Here is a 17575-nt window from a genome sequence, read left to right on the forward strand (position 1 = left end):
TCAATTATCAATTATCAATTCATAACTATCACCTATTTCCTGAACTCCTATTCTTATGAACATCGCTTTATTTGGTACAAGTGCTGATCCACCGACTGCTGGACATCAAAAAATTCTCAAATGGTTATCTGAAGATTTTGATTGGGTTGCTGTTTGGGCTGCTGATAATCCTTTTAAATCTCAGCAAACTCTTTTAGCTCATCGGGCTGCTATGTTACAACTACTAATTACAGACATAGAAGCGCCTAAAGATAATATTACTTTAGAGCAAGATTTGAGCAGTTGGCGAACTTTGGAAACTGTCAAAAAAGCCAAATTACGTTGGGGAGAAGATGCTGAATATACTTTGGTAATTGGTTCAGATTTGCTGACTCAGCTACCCCGTTGGTATCATATTGAAGATTTGCTCAAACAAGTGCAACTACTGGTAATTCCCCGTCCAGGTTATGTCATAGATAATTCTAGTTTGGAGGGAGTGAGACAGTTAGGAGGAAAAATTGCGATCGCCAGTTTAACTGGTTTGGATGTCTCTTCCACAGCTTTTCGTGAACAAAAAGATCCCGAAACTCTCACACCCCCTGTTGTCGCTTATATTCATCGAGAGCATTTGTACGTTTAAATGCCAGCACACAACCATAAAAAAAATCCCAATCTGAATCATCAACAACCGTTAGCTGATTTCAAAGTCGGTGTAGATAATGTAATTTTTTCTGTAGATACTGCCCAAAATCGGCTGTTAGTTTTATTAGTAATGCGACAGCAAGAACCATTTTTAAATTCTTGGAGTCTTCCCGGTACTTTAGTACGTCAAGGAGAATCTTTAGAAGATGCTGCTTATCGCATTATGGCAGAAAAAATCAAGGTCAATAATCTCTATCTAGAACAACTCTATACTTTTGGTGGGCCAAATCGTGATCCACGAGAAAAAACTGATAGTTATGGAGTGCGTTATTTATCAGTCAGTTATTTTGCTTTAGTTAGATTTGAAGAAGCAGAATTAATTGCTGATAAAGTTGCTGGTATTGCTTGGTATCCAGTTAAACAAATCCCTCAATTAGCATTTGACCATAATGAAATTATCACCTATGGACACAGAAGACTGAAAAATAAATTGGAGTACAGTCCTGTAGCTTTTGAAGTTTTACCCGAAACCTTTACTCTCAATGATTTGTATCAGTTATACACTACAGTTTTAGGGGAAAACTTTTCCGATTATTCTAATTTTCGAGCGCGTCTACTCAAACTAGGTTTTCTATCCGATACCGGAATTAAAGTATCAAGAGGTGCAGGTCGTCCCGCTAGTTTGTATAAATTTGATGCGGCAGCTTTTGCACCGTTCAAAGATAAACCATTAGTGTTTATTTAAGGGAATAGGGAATAGGGAATAGGGAATAGGGAATAGGGAATATAATATTATTTGATTCGCATGGAGAAAATAAAAAATGTCAGAGATTAAAGATTTTAAAGATTTACAAATTTGGCAGAAAGGTATGGATATAGCTGAGAAATGCTATTTCCTAACCAAAAATTTTCCCAAGGAAGAACTTTATGGTATGGTTCAACAAATCAGACGCTCATCCGCTTCTATTCCAGCTAATATTGCCGAAGGTTATGGTAGAAGAACTACTGGTGAATATATCAGATTCCTAAATATAGCTCAAGGTTCGATTAATGAATTACAAACACATCTTATTTTATCAGAAAGAGTTGGATTATGTGATGTTAAGGATATAGATTTAATTTTTCAAAATCTTCAGGAAGAAACTAGGATGATTATTGCTTTAATAAAAAAATTAGAACAATAAAAATAATTTTCCTATTCCCTATTCCCTATTCCCTATTCCCTATTCCCTATTCCCTTTTTATATGAAAATTGCAATTGCTCAACTTAATCCTATCATTGGTGACTTGTCTGGTAATGCCCAAAAAATCCTGGAAACAGCAAAACAGGCAGCATCATCAGGTGTACGTTTATTATTAACACCAGAACTTTCTTTATGTGGATATCCACCACGGGATTTATTACTCAATCCTAGTTTTGTGAAAGCAATGGATATCACATTAAAAAAATTAGCTCAGGATTTACCACCTAATTTAGCTGTATTAGTGGGAACTGTTGTCAAAAATTCTGATGCACATATTACTGGTGGTAAAACTTTATTTAACAGCATTGCTTTGTTAGAAGCAGGAAAAATTCAGCAGTATTTTCACAAGCGACTATTACCAACTTACGATGTATTTGATGAAAAACGATATTTTGAGCCTGGGTTACAAGCTAATTATTTTTCCTTGAACGATATCAATATTGGTGTGACAATTTGTGAAGATTTATGGAATGATGAAGAATTTTGGGGTAAACGCAGTTATGCCATTAACCCTATTGCTGATTTATCAATTTTAGGTGTAGATTTAATTGTCAATTTATCGGCTTCACCTTACACCGTTGGTAAGCAGAATTTACGGGAAGCAATGTTAAAACATAGTGCCGTAAATTTTCAACAACCTTTAATTTATACCAATCAAATTGGTGGCAATGATGATTTAATTTTTGATGGACGCAGTTTTGCTTTGAATCGGCAAGGAGAAATTATTTGTCGTGCTAAAGGCTTTGACACCGATTTCTTAATTGTGGAATTTGAGGAAACACAACGAGATTTACAATTGAGTTCTGTTTCCCCAGTTTATGAATCAGAAGATGAGGAAATTTGGCACGCTTTGGTTTTGGGTGTGCGAGATTATGTTAATAAATGTCGTTTTTCTCAAGTAGTTTTAGGTTTAAGTGGTGGTGTTGATTCGGCTTTAGTCGCGGCTATTGCTACCGCTGCATTAGGGAAGGATAATGTGTTGGGTATTTTAATGCCTTCTCCCTATAGTTCTGAACATTCTATTAGTGATGCTTTGGCATTGGCGGATAATTTGGGAATTAAAACCCATACTTTACCTATTGGGGAATTGATGGCAGGTTTTGACAATACTTTAGTTGATTTATTTTCAGGAACAGAGTTTGGTATTGCGGAAGAAAATATTCAATCCCGCATTAGAGGTAATTTATTAATGGCCATAGCCAATAAATTTGGCCATCTGCTTTTATCAACAGGAAATAAATCAGAAATGGCAGTTGGTTACTGCACTCTCTATGGTGATATGAATGGCGGTTTAGCGGTAATTGCAGATGTCCCTAAAACTCGTGTTTATTCTCTTTGTAATTGGTTAAATGCTCATAGCAATAGGGAAATTATTCCCCAAAATATCATTACAAAAGCGCCAAGTGCAGAACTAAAACCAGGTCAAGTTGATCAAGATTCTCTTCCTGCTTATGAAATATTAGATGATATTTTAAAACGTCTGATTCATGACCACCAATCAGCAGAACAAATAGTTGCCGCAGGACATGATTCAGCTATAGTCAATCGAGTGTTGAAAATGGTTTCTATTGCCGAATTTAAACGCCGACAAGCACCCCCAGGACTGAAAATTACTGATCGTGCTTTTGGTACTGGTTGGAGAATGCCTATTGCTAAAGCAGTTAGTAGTCAGTAGTTAGTAGTTATTGGGCATTTTTCATTTGTCATTTGTTATTTGTCAGTAGCAAGAATTCAGTTTTTTTCTTCTTTCCCTACACCCTACACCCTACACCCTTAAACTCCTGCACACCATACTTTAATCACACCTTCATCAATTAACCACCTATTTCTCGCAGCATGGCTTCTACCCGATCTGCACCTTCTGAATCATTACTACTACGATATAAATTCAGGGCTTTTCTTAATACATTGCTGGCCTGTTGAGTTTGTCGTCTTTGTTTAAACATTGAACCCATTAACTCATAGGTGCGGGGATTATTTCTATCTAAGTTTATAGCTTGTTCGTAAGCCCACATAGCTGATTCGTAGTCTCCCAAAGAAGTTTGGGTGACACCTAAACCTAAATAGGCATTAAAATTATTACGGTTTAACTGAATAGCACGCCGATAAGCTTCTTTCGCTCCGTTAGTGTCTCCTACGTTACCTTTAATGTAACCTACGGCGTAATAAAAATCACTATTATTGGGGTCAATAGCGATCGCTCGCCGGTAGGAGGCTAAGGCCAATTGAAAGTTACCTTGTTGAGCATATAAATAGCCAATCCCCGAATGAATTTTGGCATTTCTAGGATCTAATCTTCCTGCTTCCTGATAAACAGCGATCGCCCCATTATAATCCCCTGCATCTACAAGCCTCCGTCCTTCTTCTAGCAGATCCTTTAACCTGGGGTTGCTGGCTTGAGCAACTAATACTTCTTCACCCCTGGCTACCAAAGGAGTGGTAGTCACGAAGCTTCCTAATAATAAAACAGTCACTAAAAAAGATGTCCGTTTATACACAATAAATTCCTTAAATTTTAGTTAAGTTTTTGTTTACACATTAAAACAAAAATTTTGAAATTTGAAAACTGTGTTTATTCACATTTTCAAAACATTCAAGGAGTATGAAGTCATGCTATGGGTTCAGGAGTGTCACTTCCTAGAAGTTCAGGAAGAACAAATAAGAAGCACGATGGAATATAAAAGCCAGCTTCTTCTATTCATAGCGAGTGGTTGCGCCGTCAGTGCGGTTGCTGCTAACTAACATTCGATTTTGGATTCACCTCACGGATAAATCAGCAAGCTTGTACCATTAAGGAATTATTGGTCATTAGGATGACAACAACATCTATAAAGTTCCAGGTCTTCTTGCCTTCGTCATTAAAAAAATGCAAAATAAAAAAAAGTCAAGCTATTAGCTATTTATGAGGTAAATATATGCTTTTAAGTACCACTGATGTCATTCAAGGTGCTGTAATTGATTCCTATTTAGGCATAGTAACAGCAGAAGTTGTTTATGGTAGCAATTTCCTGCGGGATTTTTTAGCAAGCATTCGTGATATTGTTGGTGGACGCACTGGCAGTTATGAACGTTTATTTGAAGAAGGACAACGCAAGGCACTAGAAGAACTAGAACAACGAGCGCAACGTCTAGGAGCAAATGCTGTCATTGGCATTGGAATTGATACTGGTACAATCAATGTTGATCAATCTGGAGTGTTATTACTAATAACTGCCACAGGTACGGCAGTAAAAATCCGCTAGTATCACGGAGCAAAATTCAAAATTTACAGCAATTTTCCAGTAAATAAACCACATTTTTTTTCACGCAGAGGTGCAGAGACACAGAAGAGAATCAAGAGCGTAGTATAAATACATGAAAAATGCCGTAAGAGGTAGAAGTTGTGGAATTATTCATTAATTATCTTGATTCTCACCAAAGAGATAGTAATTAACTCTTACTACTGATAGATATTAAAAAGCCAAAATGGCAATTTAATTTTAGATATAAGCTTCAACAATTGACAATGAACAATAAACTATGGACTATTACCTCTCCCTCAAGGGTAGAGGATTGAAAGTACGGGAAGGTTTCTCTTTTTCTTTAAAAAGAGAGGTTTTCAACCAAATTAACCAATTATCAATTATCAATTATCAATTGTCCATTGATAAATATACCTGAAATACTTTGCTGAAATAGCAAGGGAGCAAATAAACTATGTCATACGTAAATCGTGTAGGTGATGAGATTATTCCTGAATCTACGGTAGCAACAAGAGTAACAGAATACCGCGATCGCGTGCGCTGGGGTCCAGTAATTTCCGGCGTTTTGCTGGCTTTGGCTATTCAGTTAATTTTGAGTTCATTTTTCGGTGCGCTTGGTGCGGGTAGAATAGCGGACTCGTTAGCACCAAGATCAATTGCCCCAGGTATTATTAGTAATGTAGGAATTTGGTCAACTGTCGCTTTATTACTTTCTCTATTTCTTGGTGGTTGGGTAACAACTCGCGCTTGTGGGCCAATGCACCGAGATACAGCCCTACTTAATGGCGCAATTCTTTGGGGAACAACCTTAGCAATTAGTTCATTTCTATTAGCAAATGGCGTGTGGGGAGCTTTTGGTGTTGCTGCTTACAATGCTGCTGAAGTCATGAATCAAATGCGATTACAAGGTACTACCATATCACCAAATTTACCTGCATTAACTCCCACCCAAACTCGTGAAATAGCAGCAGCAACTTCTAGAACTTTGTGGTGGTTTGTCTTAGGTTCTTTGTTGAGTTTAGCAGCAGCATTAATGGGTGCAGTTGCAGGCGCTCGCACACCTCGGAATAATAATTACAATCATTAATCGAATTTGAGATTTTAAATTTGGGATTTTAAATCATATATCCCCGAATTATTTGATAATTTGGGGATTACTTTATTACCCTGGTACTTACTTTTTACCAATTACCAATCACCTAATTAACTGTTGAAAAATTGGATCTTGGTTAATATCATCAAAGTCTATATCAGTTGCGGCATCTTCCTTATAGCTAGGTTTAAGTTGAATAGCTGTTTGGAGATTTTCTAAAGCTAGTTCAATTTCTCTTTGTAGTGCAAAACAAGCTGCTTTATTGTAATAAGCACTATGATAATCTGGATTTATTTCCAGTGCTTTATCAAAGTTGGTAATTGCTTCATTATCTTTTCCCAATCTCACCAATGTATAACCGCGCTTATCCCAGATTTTGGGGGAGTTCGGTTGAAATTCTAAAGCTTTATCAAAGGAAGAAATTGCATCTTCATAACGTTCTAATTCTACTAATGACAAACCGCGATTTAACCAAGCTACACCATCATCAGGTTTAATTTGGGTAGCTTTATCAAAACAGTTAAAAGCTTCTTGATGCTTACCTAAATAACCACAAGCAACACCGATATCACACCAAGCTTGATGATATTCAGGGTTAATTTTAATGGCTTTATTGTAAGACATAATCGCATCTTTATAGCGTTTTAATCTATTCAAAATTAAACCGCGTTTCAGCCAAACTTCTGCATTGTCAGGTTGAATTTTAACTACTTGTTCATAAATAGCTAAAGCATCTTCATAGCGTTTTTCTGAAAATAGCATTTCCGCTTCTTTGATATAATCATCAGCAGAAACTTCTGGTTGTGTGGGTTCTGGTAATTTTTTGGGTGCTTTTTCTGGTCTTGTTTCTGGTTCTGGGGTAGGTTGAGGTTTAATTTCTGCTAACTCTTGCAAAATCGCATCTTTCTGTTTTTGAGCATTTAATTGTAATTCTGAAAGTTGAGCAACAAATTCAGATTCTAAATTTTCTAATCTTTCTAACTTCTCAAAAATCTTCAATTTCTGTTGCTGCACATCAGTTTGAATATCTGAAAACTGAGAGGTAAATTCCTGACCAGATACTTCTAGATTTTCAATAATTTCCTGTTGACGAATTTGAGCAGTATTCTGTAATTCTTTCAGTTGGTTGATAAATTCAGATTTTAAATTTTCTAATTTTTCTAAAATCTTCGATTTCTGTTGCTGTACATCAGTTTGAATATCTGAGAATTGAGAAGTAAATTCACTACCAGATGCTTCTAAATTGTCAATAATTTGTTGTTGACGCTGTTGTGCAACATTCTGTAATGCTGAAAGTTCGTTGATAAGTTGAGTTTCTAAATTTCGGAGAGTTTGTTGAATGATAACTTGCTGTTTTTTAATATCTTGCTGCACATCAGTCTGAATATGTGAAAACTGAGAAGTAAATTCACTACCAGATGCTTCTAAATTGTTAATTATTTGTTGTTGACGCTGTTGTGCAACATTCTGTAATTCTCTAATTTGCTGAGAAAATTCTAATTGTAATTGCACCAAACCAGCAACTACATTGTCTTTTTGGTTTTGAGCATCGCTTTGGAATTCAGCAAGTTGTGATTTAAAGAGATTATTGATTTTTTCTAGATTATCTATAAATATATCTTTTTGATGTTGAGCATCTGACTGAAATTGAAATAATTGATCAGTAAATTCTGACCGCGATTGTGATATACTTTCAAAAGTCTGTTCTTTTTGTTGTAAAGTCTCCGCCTCTAATCCATGAAGTAAAGATATCAACTGAGAACGAGATTGTTCAATATCACTCACAGCAGTATGTTTTTCCGTTTCTACTTCTAATTTCAGTTTATTTAACTGAGAGATTAAATCAGTTTCCAATTTCTTGACATTTTCAATAGTAATTTTTTGTTGTTGAGCAGATAGAGTTACTTGTTCTAATTGAGTGTTTAATTTAAATTCTAAATTGCTGATATTTTCTTGAGCAGATTCAACTTCACGTTCTAGAGCCGTTAAAAATTCTTGTTTTGATTTGGGTAAATCAGATAATAAAATAGATAAATTTTCTTGTTCACCTTGAATTCCTTGTTTGAGTTGATTAACTTCCTGTACTAATTCTTGAGTAATATTTTGAGATGTTTTAATCAAACTTTCAGCATCTTGATTAACAGTAATTAACTGAGTTTGCAACTTTTCTATTCCTTCTACTTGTTGCATTGCTCGGTCAACAATATCCTTAATTATAGCTTTCCGCAACAACCATAATGTAGCAATTAAAACTACAGGAAATAAACTTAAAACAGTTAACCAGATATTGAGCAGGGTATTAGTGCGATTAAAAGCACGCTCAAAATCTGACTGTACTTGCTTTTGAATGCGGTTTTCTGTTCGCAGTTTGGTTAACTCTTCCCGTTCCTGATTTGATAATACCTGAGCATTAGCAGATAGTTCAAATTTTCCACTGACAAAACCAGTGGATATCAGCAAGGGTGACAATAAAATGGCGCTTTTTAAAGCTATTTTCGAGAAAATGGGTTTTTTGCTGTTCATAACACCTTCCCTATCCGTTAGTTAGTTTTTGCAGCGGTATGTCTATGATAGATGATGGATGTGGGGTTACTGGATTTTAGGGTGGTTGTTTGATATTAGCAGATTAGGGGAAAACAAGGGATCTATCAATAAGCTTGTAAATGTATTTGATGAAATTGTATAAAAAGTGTGACGATAGTTGATTGATAAAACGTGCGTTATTCGTCATTTAGTAAATCCTCTAAAATTTCAGGAGTCAATCCCCTTACTTCTGCTTTTGTGGCGATTTCATCCATTAATTGACTCAAAGAAATAGGAGGTTTATCTAATAATTCTTTCATGCGTAAGGCTAAGATAAATTGTATCTTTTTTTGTTCTTCTTGTGATGATTTAGTGTAAGCCTGTGCTGTAGCAACATCGACAGGAATATAAATTGTTGTATTTTCCGTGTTGATCATGCAGTTTGACATTATTGTAATTTTATTTTAGTCTAATTGTGTGTCAAAAGAGAGAGCATCAGGATGGAAATATGGAAAAATTAAAGATAGAACGTCTAGAAGCTAAAGGTTGGATAGTGGGAACAGTTGCAGAATTTCTGGAACTAACTCCTGAAGAAGCAGCTTTAGTAGAAATTAAATTAGCACTTAGTCGCAACAGTAAGACAAAGTAAAAATCTTAATACCAGGTTGCTGTTAAGTCGGTAATAGTTTAAGATCAATATAATTACCATCTAAAATTTAAAGTAAATTCTGTGCTGGATTATATCACTGCTAATCTTCCATTGTTTGCTGATTTGGATCGAAAGTTGATAGTGAAAATAGAAGAGAAAGTTGATTTTGAGCAGTCTAATTTTATCATCAATGGAGAAGCTTTAGATTGTCTGAAAAAGCTACCAGATTCTTTAGTGCAAACAGTTGTTACCAGTCCCCCTTATTATGGTCAGCGTGACTATTGTGCAGAAAAACAAATTGGTATTGAAGAAAGTGAATATGAATATATAAACCGACTTGTAGAAATATTTGATGAAGTCAAAAGAGTATTAAAAGAAGATGGTACACTCTGGTTAAATTTAGGTGATAAATATATAGATGGAAATTTAGCAGGTTTACCTTGGAAATTGGCATTAGCACTTAAAGAAAGAGGATGGATTTTAAGGTCAGATATTATTTGGTATAAACCTAATGCTATGCCATCTTCTGTTAAAAATCGTCCTACAACTGACCATGAATATATTTTTTTATTGGCTAAAAGTTCAAAATATTACTATGATGCTGATGCTATTCGTGAACCTCATGTAACTTTTTCTGAAAATAGTAAAATGCGGGGTGGACGAAATCATTTGGGTAAAAAAGGTGGAACTCCAGAACAGGGTAAAAATGCAGGTAATTCTAATTTACATAACGGTAGATGGGATCAAGCATTTCATCCCAAAGGAAGAAATAAGCGGACTGTTTGGGAAGTTCCTTTATCTAAATTTAGAGATGCACATTTTGCAGTCTTTCCAGAACAATTAATAGAACCATGTATTTTAGCAGGTTCATCTGAGGGGGAAATAGTTCTTGATCCTTTTTTTGGTGCTGGTACTGTCGGGTTAGTGGCGATGAAGAAAGGACGTAAATTTATTGGGATTGATATTAATGAAGATTATTGTCAAATTGCTAGTAAGAGAATTTTTAATAATTGATTATTTAATAGATTCAAAAATATGTAAGATTTCTTTGAGTTTATTATTCAGTATTGGTTCTACTTCAGTTATTTGATTAGGGTTTTTATCAATGTGAATAAATTCCTTACATTTCAATGAATCAAAATCTATTTTCCAAGCTTCGGCTATAATAATAGGAATACACTTGTATTCTTCATTATTTGCTTTTTCAATTGCTTGGTTAATATCTCTAGTAAAAAGCAAAGCATGTCCACCACCAGTAGTTTCTCTTGTTTTTACTGGAATTAATATTGTTCCTTTATTTCCTGTAACGGTAACATCGTAAGTCTCTCCAGCAAGTTTAATCTGAGTTTCGCCAACTATTAGATTTATATTGTTATTTTTAAATATTTCTTTTAAATTTACCATCACAATTGCCTCAACCAAAGTTCCTTTTATAGCTCGACTACTTCCTTCTAACTGTTCCATAATTACTTCACAATTCGGAAACCATTCCCATATTTCCGGTTCGGGTAAAATTGTAGATACATATTTAAGAACGTGAATTTGAAGTAATGGTTTACGTTCAATAGCTGTCCCATCAATATTTTTGAATAATGTTTGTAGTCTTTGTATGGGAGCATCTCTAAAAATCCAACCCACAAAACGCCATTTAGCATCGCATTGACTATATGGACGAGCAATACCGTCATATAAATTTACGTCTTTGGGAACTTTACGATTGAAATACTTTAGTAAAACTTCTTGTGCTTTAGATGAATCTTTTTCAATAACAAATTCATATAGACTCGTATAACTCTCTGAGTTTAAAAAGCTAAGGAAATCATCAAAAAAAGGTTTATTTGAATTAGCGATTATTGCTAGTTCTTTCAGTCGAATGTTCTCAGGAATATTATTCATCAAAAAACTCTTTGGGTGAAATATTTAACGCATCTGCAATTTTATGGATATTCACAAGACTAATATTTCTTTCACCACGTTCTACTCCTCCAATATAACTGCGATCTAAGTTACACAGATGTGCTAATTCTTCTTGAGATAGTTGTAGATTTTGTCGAATTTGACGTAGCCTACTACCAAATTTTTGTTGAATATTTTTATTATCAGGTGTTGTCATAAAAACAATTAAAAGTTATTGATGATTTTAAGTCCACGGACTTTAAGTACCATAGTTATATAAAATCAGGTATGAACCTTTCCCCCAAATGCACCGTCTACAATTTGACGTAGTTTACAAAGTGCATCAACCATGAAAAACAGACAAAAAAAGGCTTGTCACCAACTCATCAGCATCACCTTACTAACCACCTTCCTCACTCCCTATTCTGTCACCGCAACCCCACCCAGAAACCCTGATAAAACCGTCAACTGTGAAATTCTCGTTGTGGGTGGTGGACTCTCAGGAGTTGCGACAGCTTACGAAAGTTTACTCGCAGGAAACACAGTTTGTTTAACAGAAATTACCGACTGGTTGGGTGGACAAATATCTTCTCAAGGTACATCTGCGTTAGATGAAAGACCTACCCAACGTGCTAAACAATTCTATTCACGCGGATATTTAGAATTAAGAAACCGCATTCAACGCAAATATGGCCAACTTAACCCCGGTGACTGTTGGGTAAGCGACTCCTGTTTTCTTCCCCGTGATGCTCACAATATCATCACCCAAATGTTAAAAGACGCTGAAAAAGAGGGAAAAGGAAAATTGCAATGGTTTCCCAATACAGTAATTAAAGATTTACAAATTAGCCAAGATGGTAAGATTATAAATGGTGCGATCGCAATTCAACATCAACCAGCAAAAAACGCACCACCTCTCAATACCTTCACCTTATCCCAAACCATTGAAGACGCTTATAGTTACCAAAACTCACCCCGCTTCACTAAAACTATCATTCGTTTTCTGCCCAAACAATCTAAAAAAACCTCAAAATGGTATCTTGTAGACGCAAGTGAAACTGGGGAAATTATCGCTTTAGCAGATGTACCTTACCGTCTAGGAATTGATGCGCGTTCCTATCTCGAACCTTCAGCTTCTAGCACCACTAATGACCCCTATTGTACCCAAGGTTTTACTTACACCTTTGCAATGGAGGCTACAAAAGAACAGCAAAACCAAATAATGCCCCCATTTTATAATCAATATGCCCCTTATTTTAGCTATGAACTATCAAGATTAGCCAATTTTGATTTAGTTTTTACCTATCGTCGTATTTGGAGTCCGCAACAGGGAAAACAAAGTAAATTCGGTGGTGTCAATTTTACCACTCCCACTCCAGGGGACATATCTATGCAAAACTGGACTTGGGGTAATGACTACCGTCCGGGGACAAGCAAAGATAATTTAATTTATACACGCCAACAATTACAAGCCACAGGTCAACTACAACCAGGTAGCTGGATGGGAGGACTGAGAACCGAAACCCTCCGCAAAGGTGAAGAAAATGCTTTAGCTTATTATTACTGGTTAGTTGCGGGAAATACTGATTCTCAACTCGGTGCAAATGTGAAACAACCCCAACCCAATAACCGTTTCTTAACAGGTTTAAATTCCCCAATGGGAACAGTACACGGGTTATCTAAATACCCATATATGCGGGAAGGGAGACGTATTATCGGCCGTCCCAGTTGGGGACAACCGGAAGGGTTTGGTATTTGGGAAGTTGATATTTCCCGCCGTAACTATAATGATGAATATTACCGGAAAACTCTACCCGCAGATATGTATCGTCAGTTAAGAGCGACACTTGCAGGTTTAGAGGCGACATCAGTAATTAGGGGTGAAGTTCCACCAGATAAAGCCATGAAGCGCAGTCGTTCTACTATTTTCCCTGATGCTGTAGGTATCGGTCACTACGCTATAGATTTTCATCCTTGCATGGAAAACAGTCCAGCAGAAGCACCGGGAAATAAAGAACGTCCAGGAGAAAGAAGGGGTGCAGGTAACGCTTATCCTTTCCAAATTGCCCTAAGAGCGATGATTCCCCAAAAAATTGATAACTTATTAGTAGGGGGTAAAAGTATTGCTACTAGTCACATAGCTGCTGCTGCTTACCGAGTACATTCCTTTGAATGGTCTTCTGGTGCTGCTGCGGGAACTGTAGCTAGTTTTGCGCTGAAAGAAAATATTGCACCTTATCAATTAGTTGATAATTTACCGAAACCAGAACCAAAGTTACAAGTTTTAAAACGGTTGTTGGAACAAAATGGTAATCCTACAGCTTTTCCTGATACATCTATTTTTAACCAAAATTGGGAAGATTGGAAGTAAATTAATTGACAATTGATAATTGACAATTGACAATTGTTTCATTCCAGGTTTAAAAACTCTACTTTCCAGGAAAAAAATAAACAATTTGTCTTTGCAAATCCTCTCACTTCCAGGTAGATTTAATTGTCAATTATCCATTGTTAATTGTCATATAGTAATTACCATTCAAGTGAGGTACAAGCTGTAATAATTCAACGCAGATGGACGCAGATAAACGCAGATGATTTTGTAATTCACCAGACTAGGAAACCCTATACCAACGTTTCTTTACTGTCACCTGTCACCTGTCACCTGTCACCTGTTCCCTGTTCCCTGTTCCCTGTCACCTGTCACCTGTCACCTGTCACCTGTTCCTTATGAATTAAACTAGATATTTGAAGTGTAGTTTTGTAAAACGTAGTTTTTGATTTATGGAGACAAGACTTGCAGCTGTTTACGATATGGCCACAGCACCAACTGTCACACCTGAGCGGGTTAATCAAGTTACTCGGAAAACCTATCCTAATTATAAGGTGATTGTCTTAAACGACGATTTCAATACTTTTCAGCACGTGGCTGAGTGTTTGATGAAGTATATTCCGGGAATGTCAGGCGATCGCGCTTGGGATCTCACCAATCAGGTACACTATGAAGGACAAGCAATAGTGTGGGTTGGTCCCCAAGAACCAGCAGAATTGTACCACCAACAGCTGCGACGTGCTGGGTTAACAATGGCACCTCTGGAAGCAGCTTAATTATGCCTAAACCCACTGATGGCAGACTTGTTTGGAATCATTCTACCCACATTCCTGGACTCATACCCATTTTAGAGCGTCTGTGTCAACATGATGGTATTGGTACTGTGACACCGGCAGTCATTGGTAGAGTCAAAGGCCATGCGCCAAAAATGCAGTTGCGTGTGTCTGTACCGATTCGTGGGGGTTATAAAATTATTGCACGCCAGGGTAAAACAGTGCAAGAGGTGTTTGTTCTCACTAATCTATCACAGGATCAATTGGAAAATGCGATCGCTGTGGCTATGAAAATTGCATGAATATGACAATTAATCAAAGGAGGAGTTCAAAACACTCCTCTTTTGATGTTTGACTATTCCTCAACTTCATGTACTGCAAATTTATGTAATGGTAAACTGAGAATACAAGAAAAAGTTAAAAAATATGACAAAGCTGTAGTAATTTTTAAAGTCATGGTTAAACCTTCCCAATTCGGTACAACCATTTTCTCAATCCCGAAAGCAACACAATAAACTAACCAATAAGCAAAGCTCATTCTTAATAAAACTTCTTCTGTTGCTTGAGATTCATCCTGATCTTTATTGCTATCCCACAACAATAATAAGCCAGCAATACAAGCCACAAAGGAAACAGCAACTACAAACTCGTGACAAAATAGATTTGTTAAACACATTTGCTTTTATCCCTATTTTCATGATGTCGGTATCGCAAATTAGTCTAAAGGCATATTCCCAACGACAGCACAAAATAGTTACAAACTGAAATAATGTAAATAATTACAACAAGAATTGCTAGATTTATTAAGTATTTTTACAAGAAAATTTTCATTTTTGATACTATAAACCTATTCATACCTAATTTAGAACATAAACCTGGGCTGTATCTGTTTCTAAAACAAGCTTTCCAGGTCTGGTGATTATGCCATTATCTGTAATTTTAAATATTGGCCATAGCTTCTCTGAATCTGATGAATTATATTTCATATAATAAGGCTTTTCATAACCTGTATCATTAAGGAAAGTACCGTCTATAAGGAATAATCTTTTCGGATGAATGACGTAATTACCCGATGCACAAACATTCACAACTTGAATACCCTTGTGCGTCATATTAGTATCAATATAATTATATTGATTATTAACTGTTCTTCTACTCCTAACTCTGGGATCGCAAATGACTGCACCGGATGGTAAATGATTGATTATTCCAGCGATATCTGCTGTATTTATGACTCGGTTATTGCCATATTTACTAAGCATAAACTGATAATCATAGAATAAATTACTCAAGCATGAAATCAAAACAATCATGCCAGTAAATATATAAAAAATTAGTTTTTTGTTTTTAGCCAGATTAACGTATGCACAAGATGTAATTGTGAAGACAATAGGAGCAAATAATATCAGTAACTTATAATGAAACACTGTTTTTTCTGAATCAAGATTTGATGCTGCATACATATAAATTAACCATGTAGAACACCAAATACACCAAATAGATTTGTTACCTTTAAATTTAGTAATTCCTAAATATGTCACTAGAGATAGAAAAAGAACAGATATTAAAAAATAAATCCATGAAGAATTCCATAAGTAAACTTCTTGGAAAAGTTTATAGTAATTTAAGAAAAGATTACTCAGTCTTTTTCCAAAACTCATCAATAAAGAATTGTTTGAGGAAGAAGAAGCAGTCATTACAATTTTAATAATACTTTTTGTATTCCGGAAACCACGACCAAATTCACCTATCCAATATGGCAGTAAAGCAATGACAGCGGATAAAATGCTAATTATAGGTAGACTTATTAATGAATAGAGTTTCCTTTTTATAACTTTTTTATATATAAAAATTGAGCAGCTAAGGACAAACACTATTGGCATGACAAATAGTGTAGAAGAATGCAAACTGATTAATATAGCTAAAACTACTCCATAGCTAAACCATAAAATAACTTGTTTGTTTTAAGAAAATTTTCCCTCTATTTTCTGTTAATAGAGTCCTGTATAAGCCAGCAAATTTAAAGGAATTTATCTAGGATTCCATTGCATTTTACTAATAAATATTTCTCCATACAAAACGCTATACCAAAATCCAGCTAAACCACTGAAAAAAATTCTTACTTGTGGTTCAACATTTTCTAGAAGTAGATAAACTAGATAAGTGAATAGCGGAATAGATAAAAAAGAAAATAAAGCATTTGGTAAGGCTTGAAAAACTGGATCTGCGCCGAAAATGGTAAAAGGAAAACAAAGATAATAATAAAGAGGTAAGATATGGTATCCCACAATTGTAGTGACTTGAGAACCCAGAGTTGGCCAGTCTCCTTTCCACATATTAATAACTACAAAGGCATCTCTAACTTGATCGGAATCTTGTCCGATATCAAATGACATATATTGGAAAACAGCTATAATTCTTGTTATAAAACCAATTAAAATTGCTATAACTATCAAGCTATATCCTATCAAATTAATTGACCTAAGACTCTGTGACTCTGAGTTAAATTTAAACATGGTAGTAATATCTTGAATAACAACATATAGGTTAGCCAATAGCAGCGATTACGCCAGCAACCATTAATTTGCGTCTACTAGGCCAAAATATTACCATAAAATAGTTAGTGCTTTTTAAAGTTGTTGTAAATTTATCTCTACTCTGTTCCCTGTCACCTTCTCTACATCAGCATTCTTGTTCACAAGCACCAATACTTACCCAGGAACTAGAACCATCTTGCCAATGTTCCTTTTTCCAAATAGGTGCATTATGTTTAAGTGTATCAATAGCATATTGACAAGCTGCAAAAGCCTCACTCCGATGGGGACATCCCACCGCTACTAAAACACTGATTTCCCCGATTTTTAACCGTCCAATGCGATGATATATTGCTACCCGATTCACATCAGTCCAATTACAGCGAATATCAGCAGCAATTTGATAAAATATCTGTAAAGCCATTGGTTCATACGCTTGGTACTCTAAAGCTACCACAGCTTTACCATCGGTTTGATTACGAACCATTCCACTCATTACCACCACTGCACCATTAGCAGGGTTGTCTGCCTTAGTATAAATTTCTTCAATAGACAATGGGGCTAAAGTAATACCAAAACTATCTTCAGCTTTACGTTTGATAGGAAAAATCATTGTGATGCTCATAATAACCCAAATTAATCTTGATAAAAGTACGTGATGACAGGGTGTA

21 protein-coding genes are annotated in these 17575 nt (G+C 35.7%); 12 read left to right on the forward strand and 9 right to left on the reverse strand.

Features of this window, described 5'->3' with window-relative positions; genetic code table 11:
- Positions 1-55 precede the first annotated feature (55 nt).
- The 4 genes from A0J48_RS05825 to A0J48_RS05840 all read left to right on the forward strand — a co-directional run bounded on the left by A0J48_RS05825 (position 56) and on the right by A0J48_RS05840 (position 3540).
- Positions 56-619 (forward strand): nicotinate-nucleotide adenylyltransferase, encoded by a 564-nt coding sequence (locus tag A0J48_RS05825; RefSeq protein ID WP_200321214.1) that lies wholly within the window; start codon positions 56-58, stop codon positions 617-619.
- Complete coding sequence (locus A0J48_RS05830) at positions 620-1366, forward strand: NUDIX hydrolase (protein WP_200321216.1); 747 nt, start codon at positions 620-622, stop codon at positions 1364-1366. It begins immediately after the preceding gene.
- Between the two features lie 76 nt (positions 1367-1442).
- On the forward strand, positions 1443-1805 hold the full coding sequence (locus A0J48_RS05835) for a four helix bundle protein (protein ID WP_200321218.1): 363 nt from the start codon (positions 1443-1445) through the stop codon (positions 1803-1805).
- 61 nt (positions 1806-1866) lie between these two features.
- A complete protein-coding gene (locus A0J48_RS05840; RefSeq protein ID WP_200321219.1) occupies positions 1867-3540 on the forward strand; it encodes an NAD+ synthase in 1674 nt (557 codons plus the stop codon).
- Between the two features lie 139 nt (positions 3541-3679).
- Here A0J48_RS05840 and A0J48_RS05845 read toward each other — a convergent pair whose 3' ends face one another.
- The gene (locus A0J48_RS05845) at positions 3680-4363 is read right to left on the reverse strand and encodes a tetratricopeptide repeat protein (protein ID WP_200321221.1); all 684 of its coding nucleotides are present in this window, start codon (positions 4361-4363) and stop codon (positions 3680-3682) included.
- 112 nt (positions 4364-4475) lie between these two features.
- On the opposite strand from A0J48_RS05845, the gene A0J48_RS27380 reads away from it, so the two are divergent.
- From A0J48_RS27380 to A0J48_RS05855, 3 genes are all read left to right on the forward strand, one after another.
- A complete protein-coding gene (locus A0J48_RS27380; protein ID WP_267910280.1) occupies positions 4476-4607 on the forward strand; it encodes a hypothetical protein in 132 nt (43 codons plus the stop codon).
- A gap of 173 nt (positions 4608-4780) precedes the next feature.
- The gene (locus tag A0J48_RS05850) at positions 4781-5107 is read left to right on the forward strand and encodes a YbjQ family protein (RefSeq protein ID WP_200321223.1); all 327 of its coding nucleotides are present in this window, start codon (positions 4781-4783) and stop codon (positions 5105-5107) included.
- A 454-nt stretch (positions 5108-5561) separates the two neighbouring features.
- A complete protein-coding gene (locus tag A0J48_RS05855; RefSeq protein ID WP_200321225.1) occupies positions 5562-6194 on the forward strand; it encodes a hypothetical protein in 633 nt (210 codons plus the stop codon).
- Positions 6195-6302: 108 nt separating this feature from the next.
- Here A0J48_RS05855 and A0J48_RS05860 read toward each other — a convergent pair whose 3' ends face one another.
- Positions 6303-8723: a tetratricopeptide repeat protein gene (locus tag A0J48_RS05860; RefSeq protein WP_200321227.1), complete on the reverse strand. Its 2421-nt coding sequence runs from the start codon at positions 8721-8723 to the stop codon at positions 6303-6305.
- 197 nt (positions 8724-8920) lie between these two features.
- Positions 8921-9172, reverse strand: coding sequence for a hypothetical protein (locus A0J48_RS05865; protein ID WP_200321228.1), 252 nt, complete (start codon positions 9170-9172; stop codon positions 8921-8923).
- A 59-nt stretch (positions 9173-9231) separates the two neighbouring features.
- Between A0J48_RS05865 and A0J48_RS05870 the strand changes: the two genes are divergently transcribed.
- Positions 9232-9372: a hypothetical protein gene (locus A0J48_RS05870; RefSeq protein WP_200321230.1), complete on the forward strand. Its 141-nt coding sequence runs from the start codon at positions 9232-9234 to the stop codon at positions 9370-9372.
- 81 nt (positions 9373-9453) lie between these two features.
- Positions 9454-10386 carry a DNA-methyltransferase gene (locus A0J48_RS05875; protein WP_200321232.1) on the forward strand — a complete coding sequence of 311 codons (933 nt, stop codon included), beginning with the start codon at positions 9454-9456 and terminating at the stop codon, positions 10384-10386.
- Here the strand turns inward: A0J48_RS05875 and A0J48_RS05880 are convergent, their stop codons facing one another.
- Together A0J48_RS05880 and A0J48_RS05885 are read right to left on the reverse strand one after the other, a co-directional pair.
- Positions 10387-11268: a hypothetical protein gene (locus A0J48_RS05880; protein WP_200321234.1), complete on the reverse strand. Its 882-nt coding sequence runs from the start codon at positions 11266-11268 to the stop codon at positions 10387-10389.
- The gene (locus A0J48_RS05885; protein WP_200321236.1) at positions 11261-11485 is read right to left on the reverse strand and encodes a helix-turn-helix domain-containing protein; all 225 of its coding nucleotides are present in this window, start codon (positions 11483-11485) and stop codon (positions 11261-11263) included. The genes A0J48_RS05880 and A0J48_RS05885 overlap by 8 nt, the downstream gene beginning before the upstream one ends.
- Positions 11486-11617: 132 nt before the next feature.
- On the opposite strand from A0J48_RS05885, the gene A0J48_RS05890 reads away from it, so the two are divergent.
- The 3 genes from A0J48_RS05890 (at position 11618) to A0J48_RS05900 (ending at position 14672) form a co-directional block, all read left to right on the forward strand.
- Positions 11618-13639, forward strand: a complete 2022-nt coding sequence (locus A0J48_RS05890) for an FAD-dependent oxidoreductase (protein ID WP_200321237.1) — start codon at positions 11618-11620, stop codon at positions 13637-13639.
- A 410-nt stretch (positions 13640-14049) separates the two neighbouring features.
- Complete coding sequence (clpS, locus tag A0J48_RS05895) at positions 14050-14373, forward strand: ATP-dependent Clp protease adapter ClpS (protein ID WP_200321238.1); 324 nt, start codon at positions 14050-14052, stop codon at positions 14371-14373.
- 2 nt (positions 14374-14375) lie between these two features.
- Positions 14376-14672 (forward strand): DUF2103 domain-containing protein, encoded by a 297-nt coding sequence (locus A0J48_RS05900; protein ID WP_200321239.1) that lies wholly within the window; start codon positions 14376-14378, stop codon positions 14670-14672.
- Between the two features lie 53 nt (positions 14673-14725).
- On the opposite strand, the gene A0J48_RS05905 is transcribed toward A0J48_RS05900, so the two are convergent.
- The 4 genes from A0J48_RS05905 to A0J48_RS05915 form a co-directional block, all read right to left on the reverse strand.
- Positions 14726-15046: a hypothetical protein gene (locus A0J48_RS05905; RefSeq protein WP_200321240.1), complete on the reverse strand. Its 321-nt coding sequence runs from the start codon at positions 15044-15046 to the stop codon at positions 14726-14728.
- Between the two features lie 181 nt (positions 15047-15227).
- Positions 15228-16067: a hypothetical protein gene (locus A0J48_RS26785; RefSeq protein WP_234300744.1), complete on the reverse strand. Its 840-nt coding sequence runs from the start codon at positions 16065-16067 to the stop codon at positions 15228-15230.
- A gap of 333 nt (positions 16068-16400) precedes the next feature.
- Positions 16401-16766 carry a hypothetical protein gene (locus tag A0J48_RS26790; RefSeq protein WP_234300745.1) on the reverse strand — a complete coding sequence of 122 codons (366 nt, stop codon included), beginning with the start codon at positions 16764-16766 and terminating at the stop codon, positions 16401-16403.
- Between the two features lie 286 nt (positions 16767-17052).
- Positions 17053-17529, reverse strand: coding sequence for a molybdenum cofactor biosynthesis protein MoaE (locus A0J48_RS05915; protein ID WP_200321241.1), 477 nt, complete (start codon positions 17527-17529; stop codon positions 17053-17055).
- Positions 17530-17575: the final 46 nt, after the last annotated feature.

The sequence above is a fragment of the Sphaerospermopsis aphanizomenoides BCCUSP55 genome, assembly GCF_001586785.1.
Taxonomy (GTDB): domain Bacteria; phylum Cyanobacteriota; class Cyanobacteriia; order Cyanobacteriales; family Nostocaceae; genus Sphaerospermopsis_A; species Sphaerospermopsis_A aphanizomenoides_A.

Bases quoted from the DNA above. Each gene is read 5' to 3' on its own strand.
- A0J48_RS27380 (WP_267910280.1), top strand. From the start codon at position 4,476: ATGCTATGGGTTCAGGAGTGTCACTTCCTAGAAGTTCAGGAAGAACAA.
- clpS (WP_200321238.1), top strand. From the start codon at position 14,050: ATGGAGACAAGACTTGCAGCTGTTTACGATATGGCCACAGCACCAACT.
- A0J48_RS05890 (WP_200321237.1), top strand. From the start codon at position 11,618: ATGAAAAACAGACAAAAAAAGGCTTGTCACCAACTCATCAGCATCACC.
- A0J48_RS05870 (WP_200321230.1), top strand. From the start codon at position 9,232: ATGGAAAAATTAAAGATAGAACGTCTAGAAGCTAAAGGTTGGATAGTG.
- A0J48_RS05840 (WP_200321219.1), top strand. From the start codon at position 1,867: ATGAAAATTGCAATTGCTCAACTTAATCCTATCATTGGTGACTTGTCT.
- A0J48_RS05855 (WP_200321225.1), top strand. From the start codon at position 5,562: ATGTCATACGTAAATCGTGTAGGTGATGAGATTATTCCTGAATCTACG.
- A0J48_RS26790 (WP_234300745.1), bottom strand. From the start codon at position 16,766: ATGTCATTTGATATCGGACAAGATTCCGATCAAGTTAGAGATGCCTTT.
- A0J48_RS05850 (WP_200321223.1), top strand. From the start codon at position 4,781: ATGCTTTTAAGTACCACTGATGTCATTCAAGGTGCTGTAATTGATTCC.
- A0J48_RS05905 (WP_200321240.1), bottom strand. From the start codon at position 15,046: ATGTGTTTAACAAATCTATTTTGTCACGAGTTTGTAGTTGCTGTTTCC.
- A0J48_RS05900 (WP_200321239.1), top strand. From the start codon at position 14,376: ATGCCTAAACCCACTGATGGCAGACTTGTTTGGAATCATTCTACCCAC.
- A0J48_RS05865 (WP_200321228.1), bottom strand. From the start codon at position 9,172: ATGTCAAACTGCATGATCAACACGGAAAATACAACAATTTATATTCCT.
- A0J48_RS05885 (WP_200321236.1), bottom strand. From the start codon at position 11,485: ATGACAACACCTGATAATAAAAATATTCAACAAAAATTTGGTAGTAGG.
- A0J48_RS05880 (WP_200321234.1), bottom strand. From the start codon at position 11,268: ATGAATAATATTCCTGAGAACATTCGACTGAAAGAACTAGCAATAATC.
- A0J48_RS05830 (WP_200321216.1), top strand. From the start codon at position 620: ATGCCAGCACACAACCATAAAAAAAATCCCAATCTGAATCATCAACAA.
- A0J48_RS05860 (WP_200321227.1), bottom strand. From the start codon at position 8,723: ATGAACAGCAAAAAACCCATTTTCTCGAAAATAGCTTTAAAAAGCGCC.
- A0J48_RS05915 (WP_200321241.1), bottom strand. From the start codon at position 17,529: ATGAGCATCACAATGATTTTTCCTATCAAACGTAAAGCTGAAGATAGT.
- A0J48_RS05835 (WP_200321218.1), top strand. From the start codon at position 1,443: ATGTCAGAGATTAAAGATTTTAAAGATTTACAAATTTGGCAGAAAGGT.
- A0J48_RS26785 (WP_234300744.1), bottom strand. From the start codon at position 16,067: ATGACTGCTTCTTCTTCCTCAAACAATTCTTTATTGATGAGTTTTGGA.
- A0J48_RS05825 (WP_200321214.1), top strand. From the start codon at position 56: ATGAACATCGCTTTATTTGGTACAAGTGCTGATCCACCGACTGCTGGA.